This window comes from Cellulomonas fimi, assembly GCF_028527925.1.
GTDB classification, from domain to species: Bacteria; Actinomycetota; Actinomycetes; order Actinomycetales; family Cellulomonadaceae; genus Cellulomonas; species Cellulomonas fimi_C.
The window spans coordinates 111771-133655 of the sequence record NZ_JAPESW010000001.1 but is presented as its reverse complement, the minus strand read 5'-3'; the positions used below and the strand labels follow the sequence as shown (position 1 = coordinate 133655).

Sequence of the window (21885 nt, the reverse complement as noted above, 5' to 3'; positions counted from 1 at the left end):
GCGGGTGAGACCTAAGTTACGGACTAGTAACTTACGGTTCCGTAGGTTACGGTCGTGCGATGGACAGTTCGCGCCCTCTCTCGTTCGACCTCCCGCCCGGGGTCCCGCGGGACGTCGACGTCCCGGACGAGCCGCTGACCGCCGCCCTCGACCGCGCCGCCACGACGTGGCCCGACCGTGTCGCGCTCGACTTCCTCGGCGCGACGACGACGTACCGCGAGCTCGCCGACCAGGTCGCGCGCGCCGCGCAGGTCCTGCTCGACCTCGGCGTCGGGCCCGGCGACCGCGTCGCGCTCGCGCTGCCCAACTGCCCCGCGCACGTCGTCGCGTTCCAGGCTGTGCTGCGCATCGGGGCGGTCGTCGTCGAGCACAACCCGACCTACACGGCCGACGAGCTCGCGCACCAGCTCGCCGACTCGGGCGCGGTCGTCGCGCTCGTCTGGCAGAAGACCGTCCCGGCCGTGCTCGCGGCACGCGACGGGACCGACCTGCGCACCGTCGTCGCCGTCGACCTCGCCGCCGACCTGCCGTGGCGCCAGCGGCTCGCGCTGCGGCTGCCTGTCGCCAAGGCGCGCCGCACGCGCGCGGCCATGCAGGGGCCGGTCCCCGCCGACGTCCCGACGTGGCACCGGCTCGTCGCCGACGCGCGGCCGGTCGACCCCGCGACGCCGCAGCCCGAGCCGCACGACGTCGCGCTCCTGCAGTACACCGGCGGCACGACGGGCACCCCGAAGGCGGCGGTGCTCAGCCACCGCAACCTCGTCGCCAACGCCGTCCAAGGTCATGCCTGGACGGGCGTCGTGCCCGGCACCGAGGTCGTCTACGGCGTGCTGCCGTTCTTTCACGCGTTCGGCCTCACGCTGTGCCTCACGTACGCGGTGCGCGTCGGTGCGACGCTCGTCGTCTTCCCGTCGTTCGACCCGGCGACGGTCGTCGCCGCGCAGCGCCGCCGGCCCGGCACGTTCCTGCCCGCGGTGCCGCCCATGCTCGACCGCCTCGTCACGGCCGCCGAGGCCGCGGGAGCCGACCTCTCGTCGTTCACGCACGCCATCTCCGGCGCGATGGCCCTGCCCGCCGAGACCGCGCGCCGGTGGGAAGCAGCGACGGGAGGGCTCGTCGTCGAGGGCTACGGCATGACGGAGACGTCACCCGTCGCGCTCGGCAACCCGCTGACGCCCGAGCGTCGACCGGGCACGCTCGGCCTGCCGTTCCCGAGCACCGAGGTGCGCGTGGTCGACCAGGAGGACCCGACGCGCGACGTCGACCCGGCGACCGGCGGCGAGCTCCTGATCCGCGGACCGCAGGTGTTCCAGGGGTACTGGCAGCGGCCCGACGAGACCGCCGCGCAGCTGCTGCCCGGCGGGTGGCTGCGCACCGGGGACGTCGTGCAGGTCGTCGACGGCCGCGTCGTCCTCGTGGACCGCATGAAGGAGATGATCGTCACCGGCGGCTTCAAGGTGTACCCGTCGCAGGTCGAGGACCACCTGCGCGGCATGCCGGGCATCGCCGACGTGGCGGTCGTCGGGGTGCCCGGGGGTGCGATGGGCGAGTCCGTCGTCGCCGCGGTGGTGCTGGCCGACGACGCGTCCGGGGTCGACCTCGCGGCGGTCCGGGCGTGGTGCGAGCAGCGGCTCGCGCGGTACGCGCTGCCGCGGCGTCTCGTGGTGCTCTCGGAGCTGCCGCGCTCGCAGGTCGGCAAGGTCCTGCGCCGGGTCGTGCGCGAGCAGGTGCTCGCGGGCGGCGCGGCCTGACCCGGGCGTGCAGGAGTCGCAGGCAGGGTGTCGCGCCGGCATGACGCCGCGCTCCCGGGCGTGAGCGCGACGCTCGGCTGGTCGGCCGCTCAGGCGACGGGCGCGTCCGACGTCGCGAGGAGGCCGCGGACGAGACCGTCGACGAGGAAGCGGTAGCTGACGTCGACGTCGTCGGGCATCCCGAACCCGCCGTCGAGCTCGAGCACGACGAACCCGTGCAGCGCGGCGCGGACCGCGCGGACCGCGTCGACGTGCCGCGCGGCGGGGACGCCGAGCCCGGCGACCGTCTCCGCCATGAGCGTCACCGTCCGGGCCGCGGCGACCTGCACCGCGGTCGCGTCGGCGTCCTGCGGCCAGCCGCCCACCTGCACGGCCCGGTACCGGCCGGGGTGCCGGCGCGCGTAGTCCCGCAGCGCGTCGGCCATCGCGCGCAGGCGCTGCTCCGGCTCGGCGTCGGCGGGGGAGGCGTCGTCGAGCGTCTCGGTGAAGTCCTCGACGCACGCGCGCGCGACGTCCCGCCGCAGGCCCGGCAGGCCGTCGACGTGCTTGTAGAGGCTCGGCACGGCGACGCCCGCGCGCGCGGCGACCGCGGCGAGCGTCAGGTCGCCGAGCCCGCCGGGGGACTCGTCGAGGACGGCGAGCGCCAGCGCGACGACGGCCGATCGGTCGAGGCCGGCCCTAGGCACGCCGGTCCGCCCCGCCCGCGACGCGGTCGACGAGCGCGACGAGGTGCTCGGCCACGGCCGCGGGGGCCTCGTGCTGCGGGTAGTGCCCGACGCCGTCGAGCAGGACGGGCGTCACGTGGGGTGCGGTCTCGGCCACGCCGCGCAGCGTAGCGGCGGGATCGGTCGACTCGGGGTCCGCGCTCCCGGTGATCGCGAGCACCGGGACGGTGACGTCCGCGAGGCGCGTGTCCTCGGCGCCCTCGGTGAGCCGGAGCGCGAGCGCGCGCAGCTGCTCGACGTGGCCGGGCCGCGCGAGGTCGCGGCGCAGGTCCGCGAGGTGGGCGCGCACGTCGACCGGCGCCTTGACGAGCGTCCCGTAGAACCACGCCCACGCGCGCGGGCCCCAGGGCCGGCGCAGGAGCAGGTTGACCTGAGCGCGGACGGCGCCCGACGCGGGGCCGTCGTTCGCGGCGTAGGCGAGGAGCGTGACGCCCGCGACGAGGTCGGGGCGGTCGGCGGCGGCGCGCGCGACGCCCCCGGCGCCGACCGAGCTGCCGACGAGGACCGCCGGACGCTGCGGCGTCGCGCCGAGGTGCTCGGCGAGCGCGAGCGCGTCGGCGGCGATGCCCTCGACACCGTGCCCGTCGGCGCCGACCGGGTCGGTGTCGCCGTGGCCGCGCAGGTCGAGCGACGCGGTCCGGAAGCCGTGCGCGTGCAGCGCCGGGAGCACGGGCGCCCACGTCGTGCGCAGGTCGCCCATGCCCGGGACGAGCACGACGAGAGGGCCGTCGGTGGGGCCGTCGACGGTGAAGGCGAGCCGGCCGAACGGGCGCTGGAGGTGCTGTGTGGTCGTCATGGCAGCAAAGCTAATGCCATTAGCCAACGCGCCGCAAGGGCGTTCGCGCACGGCGTGAGCGCGCGACGTGCGGCACGATGGACCGGCACTGTCACCCACCGAAGGAGTTCCGTCATGTCCGCAGCGCTGCCCGAGGTCTCGGGGTCGTTCGGCGACAAGCCCACGCTGACGTTCCCCGACGCGCAGCCGTCCGGCGAGCTCGAGGTGGTCGTGCTGTCGCGCGGCGACGGCGAGCTGGTCGAGGCCGGCGACGACATCGAGGTCCACTACCTCGGCCAGTCGTGGCAGGGAGGCGTCTTCGACAACTCGTACGACCGCCGCTCGACGATCTCGTTCGGGATCGGCGTCGGCCAGGTCATCGCCGGCTGGGACGAGGGGCTCGTCGGCCAGCAGGTCGGCTCGCGCGTGCTCCTGTCGATCCCGTCGCACCTCGGCTACGGCGACCGCGGCGTGCCGCAGGCCGGCATCAAGGGCGGCGACACGCTCGTCTTCGTCGTCGACATCGTCGGCACCAGCCGCTGACGACCACGCGCGGCTGACGCGCGCCGGCCGCCGACGCGCACCGGCCGCTCTGCACGCACCGGCCCCCGTCGCCCGTGAGCGACGGGGGCCGTGTGCTGCCCGGGGAGCGTCAGCGCAGCACGTGCCGCGCGACGAAGTCGTTGCGGAACTTGCCGTCGGGATCGGTCCGCGCGACCAGGGCCGCGAAGTCGTCCCACCGCGGGTACAGCCGCGCGAGGTCGCGCCCGGGGTCGGCGAACAGCTTCCCCCAGTGCGGGCGGGCGTCGAACGGCAGGAGCGCCTCCTCGAGCGTCGGCAGGACCGCCTCGACCTGCGGCTGCAGCGGCTTCCACGTGAAGTGCAGCCCGACGCGGTCGTCGCCGTACGCGGTGGACAGCCACAGGTCGTCGGCGGCGATCGTGCGGACCTCGCTGACCTGCAGCAACGGCGACACGACGTCGGCCAGGCCGCGCACCGCCTGCAGCGCGTCGACCGCGTGCCCGCGCGGCACGAGGTACTCGGACTGCAGCTCGTCGCCGTTGCTCGGCGTGAACTCGAGGCGAAAGTGCGGCAGCCGCTCGTGCCACGGGCCGGGGACACCGAGCTGCTGCGTGCAGTTGACGGGGTCGATGCCGGGCAGCGGATGACGCGGCCCGTCGGCAGGCGTCGCGCCGAACAGCTCCGTCCGGCGCTCGTACCCGTCGTCGCCGACGCGCGTCTTGCGCCACACCTGCTGCACCGCGTCGCCCGTCCAGTCGGTGAAGAGGCTCACGGAGTCGGCGCTCGAGGTGATCGCGACGAGGTCGGTCAGCACGGCGTCCCACGGGAGGTCGACGTGCACCTCCTGCGCGACGAGGAACGTCGGCTCGACGTCGAGGGTCACGCGTGCCGCCACCCCGAGGGCACCGAGCGCGACGACGGACCCGGCGAAGTCGTCGTCACCGCGCGCGACGTGCCGCAGCGACCCGTCCGGCCCGACGAGGTCGAGCGCCGCGACCGCCGTCGCGAGGTTGCGCGAGCGGTCGCCCGACCCGTGCGTCGCCGTCGCGACGGCCCCGGCCACGGAGATGTGCGGGAGCGACGCGAGGTTGTGCACCGCCCAGCCCGCGTCGTGCAGGAACCGGGCGAGCGCCCCGTAGCGGGTCCCGCCCGTCACGGTGACCGTGCGCGCGTCCTCGTCGAGCGTGATCTCCGGCTCGAGCCCCTCGAGCGAGACGAGCGCGGCCGGCCGGTCGGCGAGGTCGTTGAAGCAGTGCCGGGTGCCCAGGGCGCGCACCCGGTCCTCGCCGGCGACCACCTCCTGGAGCTCGGCGACGGTGCGGGGCGTGAGCACCCGCGGTGCGCGGTACGTGTAGTTGCCGGCCCAGTTCGTCAGCGTCACGGGCTGCGGTCCTCTCGTCGTCGAACCCACCCAACCTACGGTCACCAGGACGACGGCGCCGTGACGAAGACGTCGAACAGCGACGGCTCGTGCGCGTGCACGAGGACCATGAACACGACGAGGTCGAACAGCAAGTGCACGGACACCACGTAGGTGAGCGACGCGGTCTTCCGGAAGATCCAGCCCTGCACCAGCGCGAACGGGACCGTCAGCAGCGGACCCCACTCGCGGTAGCCGAGCTCCCACAGGAACGACACGAACACCGCCGCCTGCAGCACGTTCGCGACGGGGAACGGGAAGTGCACGCGCAGCAGCGCGAGGACCGTGCAGATGAAGAACAGCTCGTCCCAGATCCCGACGGCGTTGACCCCGACGAACAGCCGCGCGACCTCCTGCCCCGTGTCGACCACGGGCCAGTTGAGGTAGGCGCCCGACCCGAGGAAGTACCAGGGCAGGATCAGGTACGCGAGCAGCACGACGACCAGCAGGTAGACCACCTGCGTGCGCGTCCAGCGTCGGCCGGTCCGGACGGGGAAGCGGATCGCGTCCTGCCGGAAGACGTACCGGTGCACGACGTACGGCACGAGCACCGCCGCCGACAGCACGACCGCGAACCGCGCGATCCCCGCGTCGGACAGGTCGGCCTCGAGCGAGATCGTCGTGATGATCGCCATGCCGAGCCCGACGACGGCGAGGTCGCGGCCCAGCGCCCGGTCCACGACGAGCGCGAGGAGGATCCCCGCGACCAGCGGCACGTAGCCCAGCGGCCGCACGTGCACCGCAAACAGCAGCACCGCCGACCCGCAGACCAGCGCGGCGGCGAGGACGCGCAGCACGTCGCGCCGCGCCCAGGACAGGCGCGGGGCGGTCGGTGTCGTCGGGGCGGCAGGGGCGTCGATCGGGGCGGCGTCCACCCGTGCAGTCTGCGGGGCGGGACGTGGTCCCCGCGACCGCTCGTCCGGTGGAACGCTGTGCGCATGCCCGACGACCAGCCCTCCGGCGCACCCGCCGACCAGCCCCTCGACCGCGCTGCCGACCGGCCCGCGGCCGCACCCGCCGACCGCTCGACCGGCGAGTCCGAGGTAGCGACCGCCGAGCCCGCCGCAACGGACGCCCCAGCCGCGCCCGTGCCCGGACCGTCACCGCGCGTCGTCATCACCTACTGCACGCAGTGCCGCTGGCTGCTGCGCGCCGCCTGGTACACCCAGGAGCTGCTCACGACGTTCCACCGCGAGCTCGGCGAGGTCGCGCTGCGCCCCGGCAACGGCGGCGTCTTCACGGTCGAGGCCGACGGGCAGGTCGTGTGGGACCGCAAGGTCGAGGGCGGCTTCCCGGAGATCACCGTGCTCAAGCGACGGGTCCGGGACGTCGTCGCGCCGGACAAGCCGCTGGGGCACTCCGACGGTCTCTGACGGCCGCCGGACGGGCGCCGCAAGGGGGTCGCTGACCGCCCTGTCAGCCCGTCCCACCTGCGCAGACGTCCTGGACCGCGGTCCGGTCCCACGTGGACAGGCGTGGACCGGGCTCACCCGTGCGGGCTACGTTCGCGGCGGACGCAGGCCTTCACCGGAGGCGGCGGGTCAGGCGGTCACGGGGGCCCGCGACCTGCCGCAGGGTGGGCGGACGGCACGGGAGAGGGGCGCTCCTCGCCGTCCGCCCACCCGAGACGTCGCCCTGACGTCCCGCCCCCACGGCGGCGGGACGTCAGGGTCGGACGGTCAGGCCCCGGTCGGGCGGGGGCAGGAGACGCCGGTGCCGCCCAGGCCGCAGTAGCCGTTGGGGTTCTTGTCCAGGTACTGCTGGTGGTAGCCCTCGGCGTAGAAGAACGGCCCGGCCTCGTCGGCCGTGCGGATCTCCGTCGTGATGTCACCGAAGCCCGACCGCGTCAGGCGCGGCTGGTACTCGTCGCGCGTGCGGATCGCCGCCTCCGCCTGCTCGGGCGTCGTCGTGTAGATCGCGGAGCGGTACTGGGTGCCGACGTCGTTGCCCTGGCGGTAGCCCTGGGTCGGGTCGTGCGACTCCCAGAAGGTGCGCAGCACGTCGTCGTCGGACAGCACGGTCGGGTCGTACGCCACGAGCACCATCTCGGTGTGCCCGGTCAGGCCGGTGCACGTCTCCTCGTAGGTCGGGAAGGGCGTGTAGCCGCCCTGGTAGCCGACGGCGGTCGTGACGACGCCGGGCAGCTGCCAGAAGGCGCGCTCGGCGCCCCAGAAACAGCCCATCGCGACGTACAGCACGCGCGTGCCCGCGGGCCACGGGCCCGCGAGCGGGGTGCCGAGCACCGTGTGCGTCTCCGGGACCGTGTACGCGTAGCCGTCGCGGCCGGCGAGGGCCCGGTCCGGGGCCACCATCGTCGAGCGGAGCGCTGAGCCGAAAAGCCAGTTCATGGTCGCTGGTCCTCTCCGGGAGACCGGCGGTTCGCCTGGTCCATCCCGGCCAGCACAACCGCGCGCGCACGTCCGGTGTTCCCGGGCCGCGCCCCGGCCGGCGAGGACACCGAGCCGCCGCGGCGACCCACGGGGCGCGCGTCCGGCGGCAGTCCCGGGTCACCACGGCCTAGCCTGGGGCGGTGACCACCCCACACAGCACCGACGGCGACGACCGACCCACCGCCGGCTTCGCGACCCGCGCCATCCACGCAGGTCAGGACCCCGATCCGACGACGGGTGCCGTCGTCCCGCCGATCTACCAGGTGTCCACCTACAAGCAGGACGGCGTCGGCGGCCTGCGCGGCGGCTACGAGTACTCACGCTCGGCGAACCCGACGCGCGCGGCGCTCGAGGCGGCGCTCGCGGACCTCGAGCTCGGCGCCGCCGGGTTCGCGTTCGCGTCCGGCCTGGCCGCCGAGGACACCCTGCTGCGCGCCGCGCTGCGCCCCGGCGACCACGTCGTCGTCCCCGACGACGCGTACGGCGGCACGTACCGGCTCATCGCGCGGGTGTTCGGTCCGTGGGGGATCGAGCACACGCCCGTCGACCTCACCGACGCCGGGGCCGTCTCGGCGGCGATCCAGCCCGGGCGCACCAAGCTCGTCTGGGTCGAGACGCCGACGAACCCGCTGCTCAACGTCGCCGACATCGCGGCGATCTCGGCGCTCGCGCGCGGCGTCGGGGCGCTGCTCGCCGTGGACAACACCTTCGCGACCCCGTACCTGCAGCAGCCGCTCGCGCTCGGCGCCGACGTCGTCGTGCACTCGACGACCAAGTACATCGGCGGGCACTCCGACGTCGTGGGCGGCGCGCTGGTCGTCGCGGACGGCGCGCAGCTCCCCGTCGGCCTCGACGGCCCGACCGGCACGACCCACCTCGCCGACGCGCTGCGGTTCCACCAGAACGCGTCGGGCGCGATCGCCGGCCCGTTCGACGCGTGGCTCACGCTCCGCGGCCTGCGCACGCTCGCCGTCCGGATGGACCGGCACGTCGCCAACGCGCAGCGCGTCGCCGAGTTCCTCGCGGGGCACGACGCCGTCACGTCGGTCATCTACCCGGGCCTCGAGTCGCACCCGGGGTACGAGCTGGCCGCGCGCCAGATGCGCGGCGCGGGCGGCATGGTGTCGTTCCGCACCGGGAGCGCGGAGTCGGCGCTCGCGGTGTGCGCGGCGACCGAGGTGTTCACGCTCGCCGAGTCCCTCGGCGGCGTCGAGTCGCTCGTCGAGCACCCCGGCCGCATGACGCACGGGTCGGTCGCCGGAACGGCGCTCGAGGTCCCCGACGACCTCGTCCGGCTGTCCGTGGGTATCGAGGACGCCGACGACCTGGTCGCCGACCTCGACCGCGCGCTCGCCGCGGGGCGTGGCGCGTGACCCTCGACAAGTCGACCGCGCAGGAGCCCTCGGTCGTGGGCGCCGCGCCGGCCGCGATCGCGGCCACCTCCGCGACGCGTCCCGCCGCCGAGCGGCGCGCCCGCGCCGGTGCGGAGTCCGTGCCGCCGTCGGTGCGCGCCGCCGCGTCGTGGTCGTGGCGCCTCCTGCTCATCGGTGCGGCGCTCGCGGTCCTGCTGTGGCTCATCACGCAGCTCAAGGTCGTGGTGGTCCCCGTCGCGATCGCGCTGCTGCTCACCGTCCTGCTGACGCCGCTCGTCGGGTGGCTGCACCGCCGGCTGCGGCTGCCGCGCGGGGCGGCCGCGGGGCTCGCCGTCGTCGCGCTCGTCGCGGTCGTCGGGACGCTCCTCGGGCTCGCCGGGCGATCCGTCGTGCGCGGCATCGGCGACCTGTGGTCGCAGGCGTCGCAGGGCGTCGACAAGATCCTCGACTGGCTCGCGACCGGCCCGCTGCAGCTGTCCACCGAGGACATGCAGACGTGGGTCGACCGCATCCAGGAGTCCGCGTCGGGCGCGTCGTCGAGCGTGCTGTCCGGCGTGGTGTCCGGCGCCACGACCGTCGGGCACGTCGTGGCGGGTGCGCTCATCGCGCTGTTCTGCACGTTCTTCTTCCTGCTCGACGGCCGCACCATCTGGGCCTGGGTGGTCGGGCTCCTGCCGCGCGGCTCGCGCGAGCACGTGCACCAGGCCGCCCGGCGCGGCGTCGTGACGCTCGGCGCCTACACGCGCACCCAGATCCTGGTCGCCGCGGTCGACGCCGTCGGCATCGGCGTCGGTGCGGCGATCCTCGGCGTGCCCCTGGCGCTGCCGCTCGCGATCCTCGTGTTCCTCGGGTCGTTCGTGCCGATCGTCGGCGCCGTCGTCACCGGGTCCATCGCCGTGCTGGTCGCGCTCGTGGCCCAGGGGCCCGGCGCGGCCCTCGTCATGCTCGCGATCGTCCTGGGCGTCCAGCAGCTCGAGGGGCACGTGCTGCAGCCGTTCCTCATGGGCCACGCGGTGTCGTTGCACCCGGTCGCGGTGCTGCTCTCGGTGGCCGCGGGCTCGTTCGTCGCGGGCATCATCGGTGCGTTGTTCGCGGTGCCGATCGCGGCCGTGCTCAACACCGTGGTGCTGTACCTGCACGGGCACGACAAGTTCCCGCAGCTCGGGACGGGGGACCACGTCCCCGTGCGCGGGCGAGGGCATCCCGTGCTCGACCGGGCCGTCGCGCAGGTCGCCGAGCGCGAGTCGGAGCGCGACGCGACCCAGCGGACCGACGAGCAGCTCGGTGCGGGCGAGGCGACGGGTGAGGACGAGGGCGCGACCGTCCAGGGAGCCGACGACCGGCCCGGTCGCGGGAGCACGCGCGACGGCGGGGAGCGGTGAGCCTCGACGTCGCCGCGGCCGCGCGCCTGCTCGACGGGGTCGCCGAGCTGACGCCCGTCCAGCGCAGCCGTGCCGTGAGCGAGATCGCCGGCGCGGAGGTGTGGCTCAAGTGCGAGAACCTGCAGCGCGCCGGCTCGTTCAAGATCCGCGGCGCCTACACGCGCATGGCCCGGCTGACCGACGACGAGCGCGCCCGCGGGGTCGTCGCGGCGTCGGCGGGCAACCACGCGCAGGGGGTCGCGCTCGCGGCCCGCATCCTCGGCATCGAGGCGTACGTCTACATGCCCGTCGACGCGGCGCTGCCCAAGATCGCCGCGACGCGCGACTACGGCGCGCACGTCGAGCTCGTCGGGACCTCCGTCGACGAGGCGCTCGTGCACGCGCGCGAGCACGCCGAGCGCACGGGAGCCGTGCTGGTCCACCCGTTCGACCACCCCGACGTCGTCGCCGGGCAGGGCACGATCGCGCTCGAGATCGTCGAGCAGGTGCCCGACGTCGCGACCGTCGTCGTGCCGGTCGGCGGGGGCGGGCTCGCCGCGGGCGTCGTCGAGGCGCTCGCGCAGGTGCGTCCCGGCGTGCGCGTGGTCGGCGTGCAGGCTGCCCGGGCCGCCGCCTACCCCGCGTCGCTCGCCGTGCACCACCCGGTCCCCGCGCCGGAGCTGCGGACCATGGCCGACGGCATCGCCGTCGGGCTGCCCGGCACCGTGCCGTTCGAGGTCCTCGACCGGCACCACCTCGAGGTGCGGACCGTCTCGGAGGAGGACATCTCCCGCGCCGTGCTGCTCGTCGCCGAGCGGGCCAAGCTGCTCGTCGAGCCGTCCGGGGCCGTCGCCGTCGCGGCGCTCATGGCCGACCCGGGAGCGTTCGAGGGTCCCGTCGTCGCGATCCTCTCGGGCGGCAACATCGACCCTCAGGTGCTGCTGCACGTCGTGCGGCACGGACTCGCGTCGGCCGGCCGGTTCCTCGCGCTGCGCGTGCGCATCGACGACCGTCCGGGTGCGCTGGCGTCGCTGCTGCAGGACATCGCGGGTGCGGGCGGCAACGTCATGCACCTCACGCACGCCCGGACCGGGTCGGACCTCGCGTTCGACCAGGTGACGGTGTCGGCGCAGGTCGAGACCAAGGGGCCCGAGCACTGCGCGCAGGTCATGGCGCACCTGCGGGCGACGGGCTACCAGGTGCACGGCGACTGACGGGTCCGGCGCCGTGGGTCCCGGCCGGCGTGTTGCGTGCACACCGCCCGGGAACGCCGACGCGGCGCCCCCCAGGACCGGGGAGCGCCGCGTCGAGGACCGTGAGGTCAGGCGTCGAAGGGCTTCGCGGCGAGGATCTTGACCGGGATCTCGTTCCCGTTCGGCGCGGTGTACGACGTCTTGTCGCCCACCTTCGTGCCGTTGATCGCGGCGCCCAGGGGCGAGGTCGGCGAGAACACGTCGATGTCCGCGGTCCCGGCGATCTCGCGCGAGCCGAGCAGGAACACCATCTCGTCGCCCGCGACCTCGGCGGTCACGACCATGCCGGGCTCGACGACGCCGTCGTCGGGCGGCGTGCCGATCTGGACGTTGCGGAGCTTGGCCTCGAGCTCGCGGATGCGGGCCTCCTGCTTCGCCTGCTCCTCGCGCGCGGCGTGGTAGCCGCCGTTCTCCTTGAGGTCGCCCTCGTCACGGGCCGCGGCGATCCGCGCCGCGATCTCGCTCCGACCCTCGCCCTTGAGGCGGTCGAGCTCGGCCGAGAGCCGGTCGTAGGCCTCCTGCGTCAGCCACGTGGCCGCAGTCGTGTCGGTCACGATCGCTCCTTCCATGCATGCGTGCCGGTGGGTGACCGGCGGTTCGTCCCGGGGTACCGCGCCGAGGTCAGGACGCGCGTGGTGGGGCACGGTGATGAGGTGCACGCCGTTCCCACTCGGTCGCGTCGACCAGCGGTCACGCCGGACCGGGGCGGCGTGTGAAACGACCAGGATAGCGCACGGCCCCGTCCGGCCTCTGCTCGCCCCTGTTCAGCCCGGTCCGCGGGCGCGTCCGAAGGCCCCCTCAGTCGACGGGCGTGCAGCCCGCCACGACGCCCGACACGGCGAGCTCGGCGGTCTGCACGGTGACGGTGACCCGCTGCGTCGCGGTGTCGGCCGGCCCGACCTCGACCGACCGGACGCCCACCTGCGCGTACGACTCGGACAGCGCCTGCACCTGGCACGTGACCGCCGCGTCGGGGGCCTTGGTGACGTCGAACGTCACCTGCGTGGACGTCGGCCCGTCGACGCGGAACCCGACGTCCTTCCACTGCACCGGCTCGCGCACCACGCCGATGCCGACCCACGCGAGCACCACGACCGCGACCAGCACGAGCGCGCCGAGCCCGACGCGCCGGAGCGTGGTCGACCGGGACGTAGGCTCGGGTCCGTAGCGCCCGGCGGGCGGGCGCACGGCGGGGGACTGGCTCACAGGGCTCCTCGGCGACGGGACGGGCGGGGGCAGCGCGCGTCGTGTGCGCGATCATTGTCCCTCGTCCCCCCGCACGTCCCGAACGGAGGCCTCGCGTGACCGGAGAGCGGCTGCGCCTGATGGCGGTGCACGCCCACCCCGACGACGAGTCGAGCAAGGGCGCGGCCACGACCGCGATGTACGCGGCGCACGGCGTCGACGTGCTCGTCGTGACGTGCACGGGCGGTGAGCGCGGCGACGTGCTCAACCCGTCGTACGGCGAGGTCGAGGGTGGCATCGAGGGCATGCGGGCGGTGCGGACCGCGGAGATGGCCGCGGCCGCGCAGGCGCTCGGCGTCCGGCAGCACTGGCTGGGCTTCGTCGACTCGGGCCTGCCCGAGGGTGACCCGCTGCCGCCGCTGCCCGACGGGTGCTTCGCGCTGCAGCCGCTCGAGGTGGCGTCCGCGCCGCTCGTCGAGCTGGTCCGCGAGTTCCGGCCGCACGTGATGACGACCTACGACCCGTCGGGCGGCTACCCGCACCCCGACCACATCATGTGCCACCGCGTCGCGTACGAGGCGTACCACGCGGCGGGCGACCCGGAGCGCTACCGCGACCGCGGCGAGCCCTGGACGCCGCTCAAGCTCTACTACAACCACGGGTTCTCGCTGAGGCGCATGCGCGCGATGCACGACGCGCTCGTCGCCGCGGGCCGGGAGTCGCCGTTCGGCGACTGGATCGACTCGCGGCAGGCGCGCGAGATCCCCGAGCGCACCGCGACGACGTTCGTGCCGGTGTCCGAGTACTTCCCGCAGCGGGACGCCGCGCTGCGGGCGCACGCGACGCAGATCGACCCCGACGGCTTCTTCTTCGCCATCCCGCGCGAGATCGAGCTCGCGCAGTGGCCGACCGAGGAGTACGAGCTCGCGCACTCGCACGTGCCGACGACGACCCCCGAGGACGACCTCTTCGCCGGCATCCAGCGGGTGGTGGGCGCGTGAGCGCGGTCGTGGCGCGCGTCCTCGCGGCGACGCCGAGCCCGTCGCCGAGCGACGTCGAGCTCACCGCCCCCGGCGGCGGGTCGCCGGGGTTCATCGGGTTCGTCGTGACGTTCCTGCTCGCCGTCGCGGCGATCGGGCTGTTCCTGTCGCTGACCAAGCAGCTGCGCATCGTCGACCGGCGCGCGAAGCAGCTCGGGCTGGACGACGACGGCGACCAGGGCGGGACGGCCGCGGGCGCCGAGGGCGGCCCGGACGGCACGACCGACCCGTCCGACGGGCCGCGCGGCCCCGGGACGGCCGGCGGCGGCCGGTGAGCACGCGCCCCGAGGCGCCGGTGCGCCCGGCGGTGCGGGTCACGCTCGCGCAGGTCGCCGTCAGCGAGGACCACGCGGCGAACCGGGAGATGGTGCGCGACGCGTTCGCGACCGCCGAGCGGGCGCGCGCCGACCTGCTCGTCCTGCCCGAGTACGCGTCGGGCTTCCAGCCGCACGGCGTCGGGCAGGAGCACGCCGAGCCGCTCGACGGACCCTTCGTGCGGCTGCTGCGCGAGCGGGCCGCGGCGACGGGCGTCGCGGTGGTCGCGGGCACCACGCTGCCGGGGACGGGCGCGCGCGCGGTCAACGCGGTCGTGGCCGTCGACGGCACGGGCGAGCTGGCGGGCGTCTACCGCAAGGTGCACCTGTACGACGCGTTCGGCCAGCGCGAGTCCGAGCGCCTCGAGCCGGGTCCGGCCGACGCGCCGCCGCTCGTGCTCGACGTCGCGGGCCTGCGGTTCGGCGTGCTCACCTGCTACGACCTGCGGTTCCCGGAGTCGTCGCGGCGGCTGGTCGACGCGGGTGCGCAGGTGCTCGTGTACCCGGCCGCGTGGGCGGCGGGCGAGCTCAAGGCGTGGCACTGGCGGTCGCTCGCGGTCGCGCGGGCGATCGAGAACACCGCGGCGGTGGTGGCGGTCGGGCAGGCGGGCAAGGGCGTCACCGGGCGATCCCTCGTCGTGGGTCCCGACGGCGTCGTCGGGCTCGAGCTGGACGAGACGCCGGGCGTGCGCACGGTCGACGTCGACGGTGCGCTGCTCGCGCAGGTGCGGGAGACGAACCCCTCGCTGGCGAACCGTCGCTACACGGTGGTGCCGCGCGACTGACCGCTCGCTGCGGACGGTCGGTGCCCGGGTCCCGGGCGGACCGGTCGGGCGCGGTCAGGCGGACCCGTACGACGCCATCGACACCGCGATGTAGTGGCACGTGTACCCGACGACGGTGAGCGTGTGGAACACCTCGTGGAACCCGAACCACCGCGGGCTCGGGTTGGGCCGCTTGAGGCCGTAGACGACGGCGCCCGCGGTGTACGCGAGCCCGCCGGCGGCCACGAGCCACACGATCGCGGGCCCGCCGGACCGCCAGAACTGCGGCAGGAACGCGACGGCGACCCACCCGAGCGCGACGTAGACGGGCACGTAGACCCAGCGGGGTGCGCCGAGCCACAGGACGCGGGCGAGCAGGCCGAGGAGCGCGCCGGACCACACGATGATCAGCAGGACGCGCGCGGTCTGCTCGGGCAGCAGGAGCACCGCGAGGGGCGTGTAGGTGCCCGCGATGATGAGGAAGATGTTCGTGTGGTCGAGGCGGCGCAGGACGCCCTGCACGCGCGGCGACCAGCGTCCGCGGTGGTAGACGGCGCTCGTGCCGAAGAGCATGACCGCGGTGAGCCCGAAGACGGCCGTGGACCACTTCGCGGCGGGCGTGGGGGACAGGACGACCAGCACGATCGACGCGGCGAGGACGAGCGGCGCGACGCCGGCGTGGATCCACCCGCGGAGCCGGGGCTTGATCGCGTCGGCCACCTGGCCGACCGCACCGGGGAGCCCGGAGGGCTGCGCGGAGGTGGAGCTCATCGGCGGTCTCGCTTCCGTCGTCCGACGTAACCTACGAGCCCGTAGGTTACGTCACCGTAGGTAGCGCTGTCGACGCGCCCGGCGTCACGTCCATCCTGTCCGATCCGCCTCCCGCGCACACGACGGACGGGTACCGTGAGCGGGTTCCCGCCGTCGCCCGTCAAGGAGAGGTCCGCGTGCGCCTGCCCCACCCGGTGTACTCGCTCTACGAGAAGCGACTCGCCGCCTCGCTGCCGCGCGACCGGGCGCCCCGCCACGTCGGCGTCATCCTCGACGGCAACCGTCGCTGGGCGCGCAGCATGGGCGAGTCCACGCGGCACGGGCACCAGGCGGGCGCCGCCAAGATCGCCGACCTGCTGGGCTGGAGCGAGGACGTCGGCGTCGAGGTCGTCACGCTCTGGATGCTGTCGACCGACAACCTCAACCGCCCGGCCGAGGAGCTCGACCCGCTGCTCGACATCATCGAGCACGCCGTCCGCGACCTCGCCGCCGCCGGTCGCTGGCGCCTGCAGGCCGTCGGGTCGCTCGACCTGCTGCCCGCGAGCACCGCCGCCGCGCTGCGCGAGGCCGAGACCGCGACCGCGCACGTCGACGGCCTGCACGTCAACGTCGCGGTCGGCTACGGCGGGCGGCACGAGATCGCCGACGCCGTCCGCTCGTTCCTGCGCGAGCACGCCGAGGCCGGCACGAGCGTCGACGAGCTCGCCGAGCAGTTCGACGTCGAGCACATCGCCGAGCGCCTCTACACCAAGGGTCAGCCCGACCCCGACCTGGTCATCCGCACGTCGGGCGAGCAGCGGCTCGGCGGGTTCCTGCTGTGGCAGTCGGTGCACTCGGAGTTCTACTTCTGCGAGGCCTACTGGCCTGACTTCCGTCGCGTCGACTTCCTGCGCGCGGTGCGGTCCTACGCGGCCCGGGAGCGCCGGCTCGGCCGCTGAGCCGGGTCCGCGCAGGCCGGTGCCCCGGACAACTGTCCGGGTGCGGGACCCCGGCATCTCGCCGACGATGGAGAGAGGTCCGGAGCAGGGGGCTGCGGGCCGTTGGCGCGCAGCGCGGGGGGTGCCGTCGATGCCGGTCCATGTCCTGTCCGTCTCCACACGTCAGCCGGACGTCGCGTACTCCGTCCTCAAGGACGTGTACTGCCCGCACCAGCGCCTGACGCTCGCGACGGCCGCGCCCACCTTCCTGTGCGACCTGCGGGCGACCGACGCCGGTGACCTGGGCGCGGACACCGTGCGGCTCTCGACCGGGGTGCAGTGCACGGTCGCACCCGTCGACTACCTGCTCGTCACGACCGGCGTCGTCGGTGCCGGGCGCTACGACGTGCGCGGCGACGAGGTCCGCATCGGGGCCGGCTCCGTGTTCCGGTTCCCCGACGACGTCCCGCTGACCGCCACGTGGGACGGCATCGAGCTGCAGGTGATGCGGCTGCGGCGGTCGGTCGTGGAACGGGTGGCGTCCGAGAAGCTGCCGCTCGACGGGCACCGCGTGCGCTTCGCCGGGCTCGAACCCGTGTCCCCGGCCGCGGGACGGGCGTGGGCACGGCTCGCGCACTTCGTCTCCGCGCAGCTCGCCGACGAGGCACCGGGTGCCGCGCACCCGATCGCGGCCGCCGCGCTCGCGGACCTGGTCGCCGCCGGCGCCCTGGCCACCTTCCCGAACACGACCCTCGACCGTGCGCTCGTGCGCGGACCCGGGTACGCCGCGCCGTCCACGGTGCGCCGTGCCGTCGCGTTCATCGACGACCACGCCTCGCTGCCGATCACCGTGACGGACATCGCGCGCGCCGCCGGCGTCAGCGCACGCGCGCTGCAGAGCGCGTTCCAGCGGCACCTCGGCGTCACGCCCATGGCGTACCTCCGGCGCGCCCGGCTCGAGGGTGCGCACCGCGACCTCCAGGCAGCCGACCCCACGGCGGGCGACACGGTCGCCGACGTCGCGCTGCGGTGGGGGTTCGTCAAGCCGGACCGGTTCGCGGCCGCGTACCGGCAGGTCTACGGCGTCCCGCCCAGCCGCACGCTGCGCGGCTGAGCCCGCCACGTCACCCCGTGTGCGCCGACGTCCCGACCGGCCGGACGCCGGCGTGGCCCGGCGCCGCGCGAACCCCCTCCGGACGCAGCCCCGCGTGCCGTCCGTGGGGGCGCGGCTTCGTTACGGGGGTGCCCGCCGCGCGTGGGCGGGGTGCCCGCGTGCGTGCGCGGGGTGTTCCGCGGTCGTGGCACGGCCGCACGGGACCTCGCGACGCGCCCGTCGGGGTGGTACGACGACCGCGCGGGCGGGACCGCGCGGTGGCGCCCCGGTGAACGATGTGTGACACGGGCGCGTGTCGTGCCTCACATGTCGGCGGCGCGGGTTACTTTCCGCGTAGAGGACGGCGACCGCCGTCCCCGGGAGGCCAGCCCATGGAGCATCCGCTCCGGGAGGAGGGTCGGTCCCGGCCCTCACGCACCGGGCCGGCCGCCCCCGTCCCGCCGCCGATCGTCGGCCCCCTCCGCCCGCGCGAGCGGGCTGCCGTCGTGAAGCGTCCGTCTCGGCGCACCGAGCGCCGGAGGGAGCCTGCCGTGGTCAGCAACGCACAGCACACCCCGGGCACGTCGCACGGAACCGAGGCCCCGGACACGTCCGGGCGCATCACCTACGTGCTCGACACCTCGGTGCTCCTGTCCGACCCGCGGGCGATCCTGCGCTTCGCCGAGCACGACGTCGTCCTCCCCGTCGTCGTCATCACCGAGCTCGAGGCCAAGCGGCACCACGCCGAGCTCGGCTACTTCGCCCGCAGCGCGCTGCGCATGCTCGACGACCTGCGCATCAAGCACGGCCGGCTCGACCACCCGCTGCCCATGACCGACCAGGGCGGCACGCTCTGCGTCGAGCTCAACCACACCGACCCGAGCGCGCTGCCCGCGGGCTTCCGGCTCGGCGACAACGACACCCGCATCCTGTCCGTCGCGGCGAACCTGGCCGCCGAGGGGCGTGACGTCACCGTCGTCTCCAAGGACCTGCCGATGCGCGTCAAGGCGTCCGCGGTCGGGCTCCGGGCCGAGGAGTACCGCGCCGAGCTCGCCGTCGACTCCGGCTGGACCGGGATGGACGCGCTCGACCTCACCGAGCAGCAGATGGCCGACCTCTGGGAGCACGAGTCGCTCGCGCTCGCGGACGTCGCCGACTACGACTCGTCGGGCCTCGTGACGGCGCCTCGCGACCTGCCCTGCCACACCGGGCTCGTGCTGCACAGCCCCCGCGGCTCGGCGCTCGGACGCGTCACCGCGGACAAGCACGTGCAGCTCGTCCGGGGCGACCAGGACGTCTTCGGGGTGCACGGCCGCAGCGCCGAGCAGCGGGTCGCGATCGACCTGCTGCTCGACGAGGAGGTCGGCATCGTCTCGCTCGGCGGCCGCGCCGGGACCGGCAAGTCCGCGCTCGCCCTGTGCGCGGGCCTCGAGGCCGTGCTCGAGCGGCGCCAGCACCGCAAGGTCATGGTGTTCCGCCCCCTGTACGCCGTCGGCGGCCAGGAGCTCGGCTACCTGCCCGGCAGCGAGGCCGAGAAGATGAGCCCCTGGGCGCAGGCGGTCTTCGACACGCTCGGCGCGCTCGTGTCGAAGGAGGTCGTCGAGGAGGTCCTCGACCGCGACATCCTCGAGGTGCTGCCGCTCACCCACATCCGCGGGCGCTCGCTGCACGACGCGTTCGTCATCGTCGACGAGGCCCAGTCCCTCGAGCGCAACGTGCTGCTCACCGTGCTGTCCCGCATCGGGCAGTCGTCGCGCGTCGTCCTCACGCACGACGTCGCGCAGCGCGACAACCTGCGCGTGGGCCGGCACGACGGGATCGCCGCCGTGATCGAGGCGCTCAAGGGCCACCCGCTGTTCGCGCACGTGACCCTCACCCGGTCCGAGCGCTCGCCTGTCGCGGCGCTCGTCACCGAGCTGCTCGAGGGCATCGAGGTCTGAGCGACGCGACGGCCGGCCCGGTGCGACGCGGGCCGGCCGTCGCGTGCGGGGCCGTCCCCGTCCGACCGCCTGGGCCGGCCGTTCGGCCGGACGGACGACTTCGCGCGAAGTCACCTGGCGAAACGGCCACGCGTGGTGTCGCGACTCACTAGTCTGCGCTCGACCCACGCGGCGCCGTCAGTGTCGCCGGTGCCGACCATCCCTCCAGGAGGCCCTCCATGACCGTTCCCGTCGCGACCGAGACGAGCCCGAAGCTGCTGCTCCCGACGGTCCTGCTCTGCTTCTTCCTCGGCACGCTCGGTGTCCACCGCTTCTTCGTCGGCAAGATCGGCACCGGCGTCCTCATGCTCGTGACCCTCGGCGGCCTCGGCATCTGGACCCTCATCGACCTGGTGATCCTCATCATCGGCAAGTTCACCGACAAGGAGGGCCGCGTCCTCACGCAGTGGACGTGACCTGCTGACGACGGACGACGGCCCCCGACCGCGCTGGTCGGGGGCCGTCGCGCTGTCCCGGGCGTGGCGGGGGCGTCAGCCCTCGACCAGCCGCCCGTCGGCGATCCGCAGCACACGGTCCGCGAGCGACATCATGAGCGGGTCGTGCGTCGAGACGATCGCCGTCATCCCCTCGGCCTCGACGACCGCGCGCAGCAGTGCCATGACGGCCGTGCCGGTCTCGGTGTCGAGCTGCCCGGTCGGCTCGTCGGCGACCAGCAGGCGCGGCGAGTTCGCCAGCGCGCGTGCGATCGCCACACGCTGCTGCTGACCGCCCGACATCTCGCCGGGCCGCTGCTGCGCGTGCGCGCCGAGCCCGACCAGGTCGAGCAGCAGCTCGACGCGCGCCTCGCGGTCCGCCGTCGGCAGCTTGCGCAGCCGCAGCGGGACGCCGACGTTCTCCGCCGCCGACAGCACGGGCACGAGCCCGAACGTCTGGAAGACGAACGACACGACGTCGCGCCGCAGCTCCACGAGGCCGCCCTCGTCGAGCGACGACACCTCGCGCCCGTCGACGACCACGCGGCCCGCGTCGGGCTTGTCGAGGCCGCCGATGATGTTGAGCAGCGTCGTCTTGCCCGACCCCGACCGGCCGACGAGCGCGACGAGCTCCCCCGGCGCGATCGTGAACGACACGTCCTGGAGCGCGTGGACGGCGGCACTGCCGGTGCCGTACGTGCGCCCGACGTGCTCGACGCTGACGAGCGGGACGCCGGCCGGTGCCGGCCCTCCGTGACGGGCCTCGGTCGTGGTGGTCACTGCTGCTCCTCGGGGGCGGGGACGGCGCGGTGGCGGCCGGTGCGCGTCGGGGGCTCCTGCGGGCGGTCCGGCGGCAGGCGGTCGGGCCACACGCTGACGTGCGACGACTCGAGCGCGAGCCGGACCTTGCCGATCAGGTCGAGCGCCTCGCGGTACTCGCGCGGGAGCTGCACGCGGCCCGCGCGGTCGAGGACCGCGAACTCCTCCGCGACGACGTGCTCGGTGCCGTCGTCGGCGGTGTGCGTGCGCCGCACGACCTCGGAGCTGGTCCGGCCGTCGCGGATCGCGACGGTGCGCTGGACGTGCTCGCTCACGCCCGAGTCGTGCGTCACGACGACGACGGTGGTGCCCAGCTCGCGGTTGACGGTGCGCAGGCCCTCGAGCACGTCGTGCGACGTCGCCGTGTCGAGCTCACCGGTCGGCTCGTCGGCGAACAGCACCTGCGGGCTGTTGGCGAGCGCGACGGCGATCGCGACGCGCTGCTGCTCGCCGCCGGACATCTGCGACGGGCGGCGGTCGGCGCAGTAGCCGACGCCGAGAACGTCGAGGAGCTCCGCGGCCCGTGCGCGCCGCACGCGTCGCCGGGCACCCGCGAGCGCGAGCGGGAACTCCACGTTCTCCGCAGCGGTGAGGTACGGGACGATGTTGCGCGCCGTCTGCTGCCAGACGAACCCGACCATCGACCGCCGGTACGCGACGCGCTGCTTCGAGGTCATCGACATGAGATCCCACGGCCCGACGCGGACGCGCCCCGCGGTCGGCACGTCGAGCCCCGACAGCACCGACAGCAGCGTCGACTTGCCCGAGCCGGACGCGCCGACGATCGCGACGAGCTCGCCCTGCTCGACGAGCAGGTCGAGGCCCTGCAGCGCCTGCACCTCGACGCCCTCGGACTGGTAGATGCGGACGAGGGAGTCGCACACGATGAGCGCGTCCTCCCCGAACGCGCCGGTCCGCTGCCGGGCGCGCTCCTCCAGCGTGCCCAGCGTCGGCGCGAGTGCCGTCGGCGTGGCGTTCACGAGGACCTCCGAGGGGGAC

23 protein-coding genes are annotated in these 21885 nt (G+C 74.7%); 13 read left to right on the top strand and 10 right to left on the bottom strand.

Features of this window, described 5'->3' with window-relative positions:
- Nucleotides 1-59: 59 nt before the first annotated feature.
- Nucleotides 60-1751, top strand: coding sequence for an AMP-binding protein (locus OMK64_RS00590; protein WP_272726011.1), 1692 nt, complete (start codon nt 60-62; stop codon nt 1749-1751).
- An 89-nt stretch (nt 1752-1840) separates the two neighbouring features.
- Here OMK64_RS00590 and OMK64_RS00585 read toward each other — a convergent pair whose 3' ends face one another.
- Nucleotides 1841-2437 (bottom strand): TetR-like C-terminal domain-containing protein, encoded by a 597-nt coding sequence (locus OMK64_RS00585; protein ID WP_272726010.1) that lies wholly within the window; start codon nt 2435-2437, stop codon nt 1841-1843.
- Nucleotides 2430-3272 (bottom strand): alpha/beta fold hydrolase, encoded by an 843-nt coding sequence (locus OMK64_RS00580; RefSeq protein ID WP_272726009.1) that lies wholly within the window; start codon nt 3270-3272, stop codon nt 2430-2432. Before OMK64_RS00580 ends, OMK64_RS00585 begins: the two co-directional genes overlap by 8 nt.
- Nucleotides 3273-3386: 114 nt before the next feature.
- Between OMK64_RS00580 and OMK64_RS00575 the strand changes: the two genes are divergently transcribed.
- Entirely contained in the window at nt 3387-3794 is a 408-nt protein-coding gene (locus OMK64_RS00575; RefSeq protein ID WP_124341877.1) for an FKBP-type peptidyl-prolyl cis-trans isomerase, read from the top strand.
- Nucleotides 3795-3903: 109 nt separating this feature from the next.
- On the opposite strand, the gene OMK64_RS00570 is transcribed toward OMK64_RS00575, so the two are convergent.
- Both OMK64_RS00570 and OMK64_RS00565 read right to left on the bottom strand, forming a co-directional pair.
- On the bottom strand, nt 3904-5154 hold the full coding sequence (locus OMK64_RS00570; RefSeq protein ID WP_272726008.1) for a D-arabinono-1,4-lactone oxidase: 1251 nt from the start codon (nt 5152-5154) through the stop codon (nt 3904-3906).
- 41 nt (nt 5155-5195) lie between these two features.
- A complete protein-coding gene (locus OMK64_RS00565; protein ID WP_374694046.1) occupies nt 5196-6068 on the bottom strand; it encodes a CPBP family glutamic-type intramembrane protease in 873 nt (290 codons plus the stop codon).
- Between the two features lie 63 nt (nt 6069-6131).
- Between OMK64_RS00565 and OMK64_RS00560 the strand changes: the two genes are divergently transcribed.
- Nucleotides 6132-6566: an Rdx family protein gene (locus OMK64_RS00560; protein ID WP_272726007.1), complete on the top strand. Its 435-nt coding sequence runs from the start codon at nt 6132-6134 to the stop codon at nt 6564-6566.
- A gap of 306 nt (nt 6567-6872) precedes the next feature.
- On the opposite strand, the gene msrA is transcribed toward OMK64_RS00560, so the two are convergent.
- Nucleotides 6873-7541: a peptide-methionine (S)-S-oxide reductase MsrA gene (gene msrA / locus OMK64_RS00555; RefSeq protein WP_272726006.1), complete on the bottom strand. Its 669-nt coding sequence runs from the start codon at nt 7539-7541 to the stop codon at nt 6873-6875.
- Nucleotides 7542-7723: 182 nt separating this feature from the next.
- Here msrA and OMK64_RS00550 point away from each other — a divergent pair, with 182 nt between their 5' ends.
- The 3 genes from OMK64_RS00550 to ilvA are packed head-to-tail and all read left to right on the top strand — an operon-like array spanning nt 7724 to nt 11531.
- Entirely contained in the window at nt 7724-8956 is a 1233-nt protein-coding gene (locus OMK64_RS00550; RefSeq protein WP_272726005.1) for a cystathionine gamma-synthase, read from the top strand.
- The gene (locus OMK64_RS00545; RefSeq protein ID WP_374694045.1) at nt 8953-10338 is read left to right on the top strand and encodes an AI-2E family transporter; all 1386 of its coding nucleotides are present in this window, start codon (nt 8953-8955) and stop codon (nt 10336-10338) included. The genes OMK64_RS00550 and OMK64_RS00545 overlap by 4 nt, the downstream gene beginning before the upstream one ends.
- Nucleotides 10335-11531 (top strand): threonine ammonia-lyase, encoded by a 1197-nt coding sequence (ilvA, locus tag OMK64_RS00540; RefSeq protein WP_272726004.1) that lies wholly within the window; start codon nt 10335-10337, stop codon nt 11529-11531. Before OMK64_RS00545 ends, ilvA begins: the two co-directional genes overlap by 4 nt.
- Nucleotides 11532-11638: 107 nt before the next feature.
- On the opposite strand, the gene greA is transcribed toward ilvA, so the two are convergent.
- Both greA and OMK64_RS00530 read right to left on the bottom strand, forming a co-directional pair.
- Nucleotides 11639-12124: a transcription elongation factor GreA gene (gene greA, locus OMK64_RS00535; RefSeq protein WP_272726003.1), complete on the bottom strand. Its 486-nt coding sequence runs from the start codon at nt 12122-12124 to the stop codon at nt 11639-11641.
- Nucleotides 12125-12368: 244 nt separating this feature from the next.
- Nucleotides 12369-12776, bottom strand: coding sequence for a DUF4307 domain-containing protein (locus tag OMK64_RS00530; protein ID WP_272726002.1), 408 nt, complete (start codon nt 12774-12776; stop codon nt 12369-12371).
- Nucleotides 12777-12871: 95 nt separating this feature from the next.
- Here OMK64_RS00530 and mca point away from each other — a divergent pair, with 95 nt between their 5' ends.
- The 3 genes from mca to OMK64_RS00515 are packed head-to-tail and all read left to right on the top strand — an operon-like array spanning nt 12872 to nt 14894.
- On the top strand, nt 12872-13756 hold the full coding sequence (gene mca / locus OMK64_RS00525; protein ID WP_272726001.1) for a mycothiol conjugate amidase Mca: 885 nt from the start codon (nt 12872-12874) through the stop codon (nt 13754-13756).
- On the top strand, nt 13753-14070 hold the full coding sequence (locus tag OMK64_RS00520; RefSeq protein WP_272726000.1) for a hypothetical protein: 318 nt from the start codon (nt 13753-13755) through the stop codon (nt 14068-14070). The genes mca and OMK64_RS00520 overlap by 4 nt, the downstream gene beginning before the upstream one ends.
- Nucleotides 14067-14894 (top strand): nitrilase-related carbon-nitrogen hydrolase, encoded by an 828-nt coding sequence (locus OMK64_RS00515; RefSeq protein ID WP_272725999.1) that lies wholly within the window; start codon nt 14067-14069, stop codon nt 14892-14894. The genes OMK64_RS00520 and OMK64_RS00515 overlap by 4 nt, the downstream gene beginning before the upstream one ends.
- 54 nt (nt 14895-14948) lie before the next feature.
- Here OMK64_RS00515 and trhA read toward each other — a convergent pair whose 3' ends face one another.
- Complete coding sequence (gene trhA / locus OMK64_RS00510) at nt 14949-15644, bottom strand: PAQR family membrane homeostasis protein TrhA (RefSeq protein WP_272725998.1); 696 nt, start codon at nt 15642-15644, stop codon at nt 14949-14951.
- A gap of 176 nt (nt 15645-15820) precedes the next feature.
- On the opposite strand from trhA, the gene OMK64_RS00505 reads away from it, so the two are divergent.
- The 4 genes from OMK64_RS00505 to OMK64_RS00490 all read left to right on the top strand — a co-directional run bounded on the left by OMK64_RS00505 (nt 15821) and on the right by OMK64_RS00490 (nt 20049).
- Nucleotides 15821-16582 carry an isoprenyl transferase gene (locus OMK64_RS00505; protein WP_272725997.1) on the top strand — a complete coding sequence of 254 codons (762 nt, stop codon included), beginning with the start codon at nt 15821-15823 and terminating at the stop codon, nt 16580-16582.
- A gap of 130 nt (nt 16583-16712) precedes the next feature.
- Entirely contained in the window at nt 16713-17675 is a 963-nt protein-coding gene (locus OMK64_RS00500; RefSeq protein ID WP_272725996.1) for an AraC family transcriptional regulator, read from the top strand.
- 530 nt (nt 17676-18205) lie between these two features.
- Nucleotides 18206-19594, top strand: a complete 1389-nt coding sequence (phoH2, locus tag OMK64_RS00495; RefSeq protein ID WP_374694044.1) for an RNA 5'-3' helicase PhoH2 — start codon at nt 18206-18208, stop codon at nt 19592-19594.
- Between the two features lie 218 nt (nt 19595-19812).
- A complete protein-coding gene (locus tag OMK64_RS00490) occupies nt 19813-20049 on the top strand; it encodes a TM2 domain-containing protein (RefSeq protein ID WP_272725995.1) in 237 nt (78 codons plus the stop codon).
- A 75-nt stretch (nt 20050-20124) separates the two neighbouring features.
- Here OMK64_RS00490 and OMK64_RS00485 read toward each other — a convergent pair whose 3' ends face one another.
- Together OMK64_RS00485 and OMK64_RS00480 are read right to left on the bottom strand one after the other, a co-directional pair.
- On the bottom strand, nt 20125-20847 hold the full coding sequence (locus OMK64_RS00485; protein ID WP_272725994.1) for an ABC transporter ATP-binding protein: 723 nt from the start codon (nt 20845-20847) through the stop codon (nt 20125-20127).
- The gene (locus tag OMK64_RS00480; RefSeq protein WP_272726086.1) at nt 20844-21833 is read right to left on the bottom strand and encodes an ABC transporter ATP-binding protein; all 990 of its coding nucleotides are present in this window, start codon (nt 21831-21833) and stop codon (nt 20844-20846) included. The genes OMK64_RS00485 and OMK64_RS00480 overlap by 4 nt, the downstream gene beginning before the upstream one ends.
- Nucleotides 21834-21885: the final 52 nt, after the last annotated feature.

Bases quoted from the DNA above. Each gene is read 5' to 3' on its own strand.
- OMK64_RS00590 (WP_272726011.1), top strand. From the start codon at position 60: ATGGACAGTTCGCGCCCTCTCTCGTTCGACCTCCCGCCCGGGGTCCCG.
- OMK64_RS00580 (WP_272726009.1), bottom strand. From the start codon at position 3,272: ATGACGACCACACAGCACCTCCAGCGCCCGTTCGGCCGGCTCGCCTTC.
- OMK64_RS00575 (WP_124341877.1), top strand. From the start codon at position 3,387: ATGTCCGCAGCGCTGCCCGAGGTCTCGGGGTCGTTCGGCGACAAGCCC.
- OMK64_RS00560 (WP_272726007.1), top strand. From the start codon at position 6,132: ATGCCCGACGACCAGCCCTCCGGCGCACCCGCCGACCAGCCCCTCGAC.
- msrA (WP_272726006.1), bottom strand. From the start codon at position 7,541: ATGAACTGGCTTTTCGGCTCAGCGCTCCGCTCGACGATGGTGGCCCCG.
- trhA (WP_272725998.1), bottom strand. From the start codon at position 15,644: ATGAGCTCCACCTCCGCGCAGCCCTCCGGGCTCCCCGGTGCGGTCGGC.
- OMK64_RS00500 (WP_272725996.1), top strand. From the start codon at position 16,713: ATGCCGGTCCATGTCCTGTCCGTCTCCACACGTCAGCCGGACGTCGCG.
- OMK64_RS00490 (WP_272725995.1), top strand. From the start codon at position 19,813: ATGACCGTTCCCGTCGCGACCGAGACGAGCCCGAAGCTGCTGCTCCCG.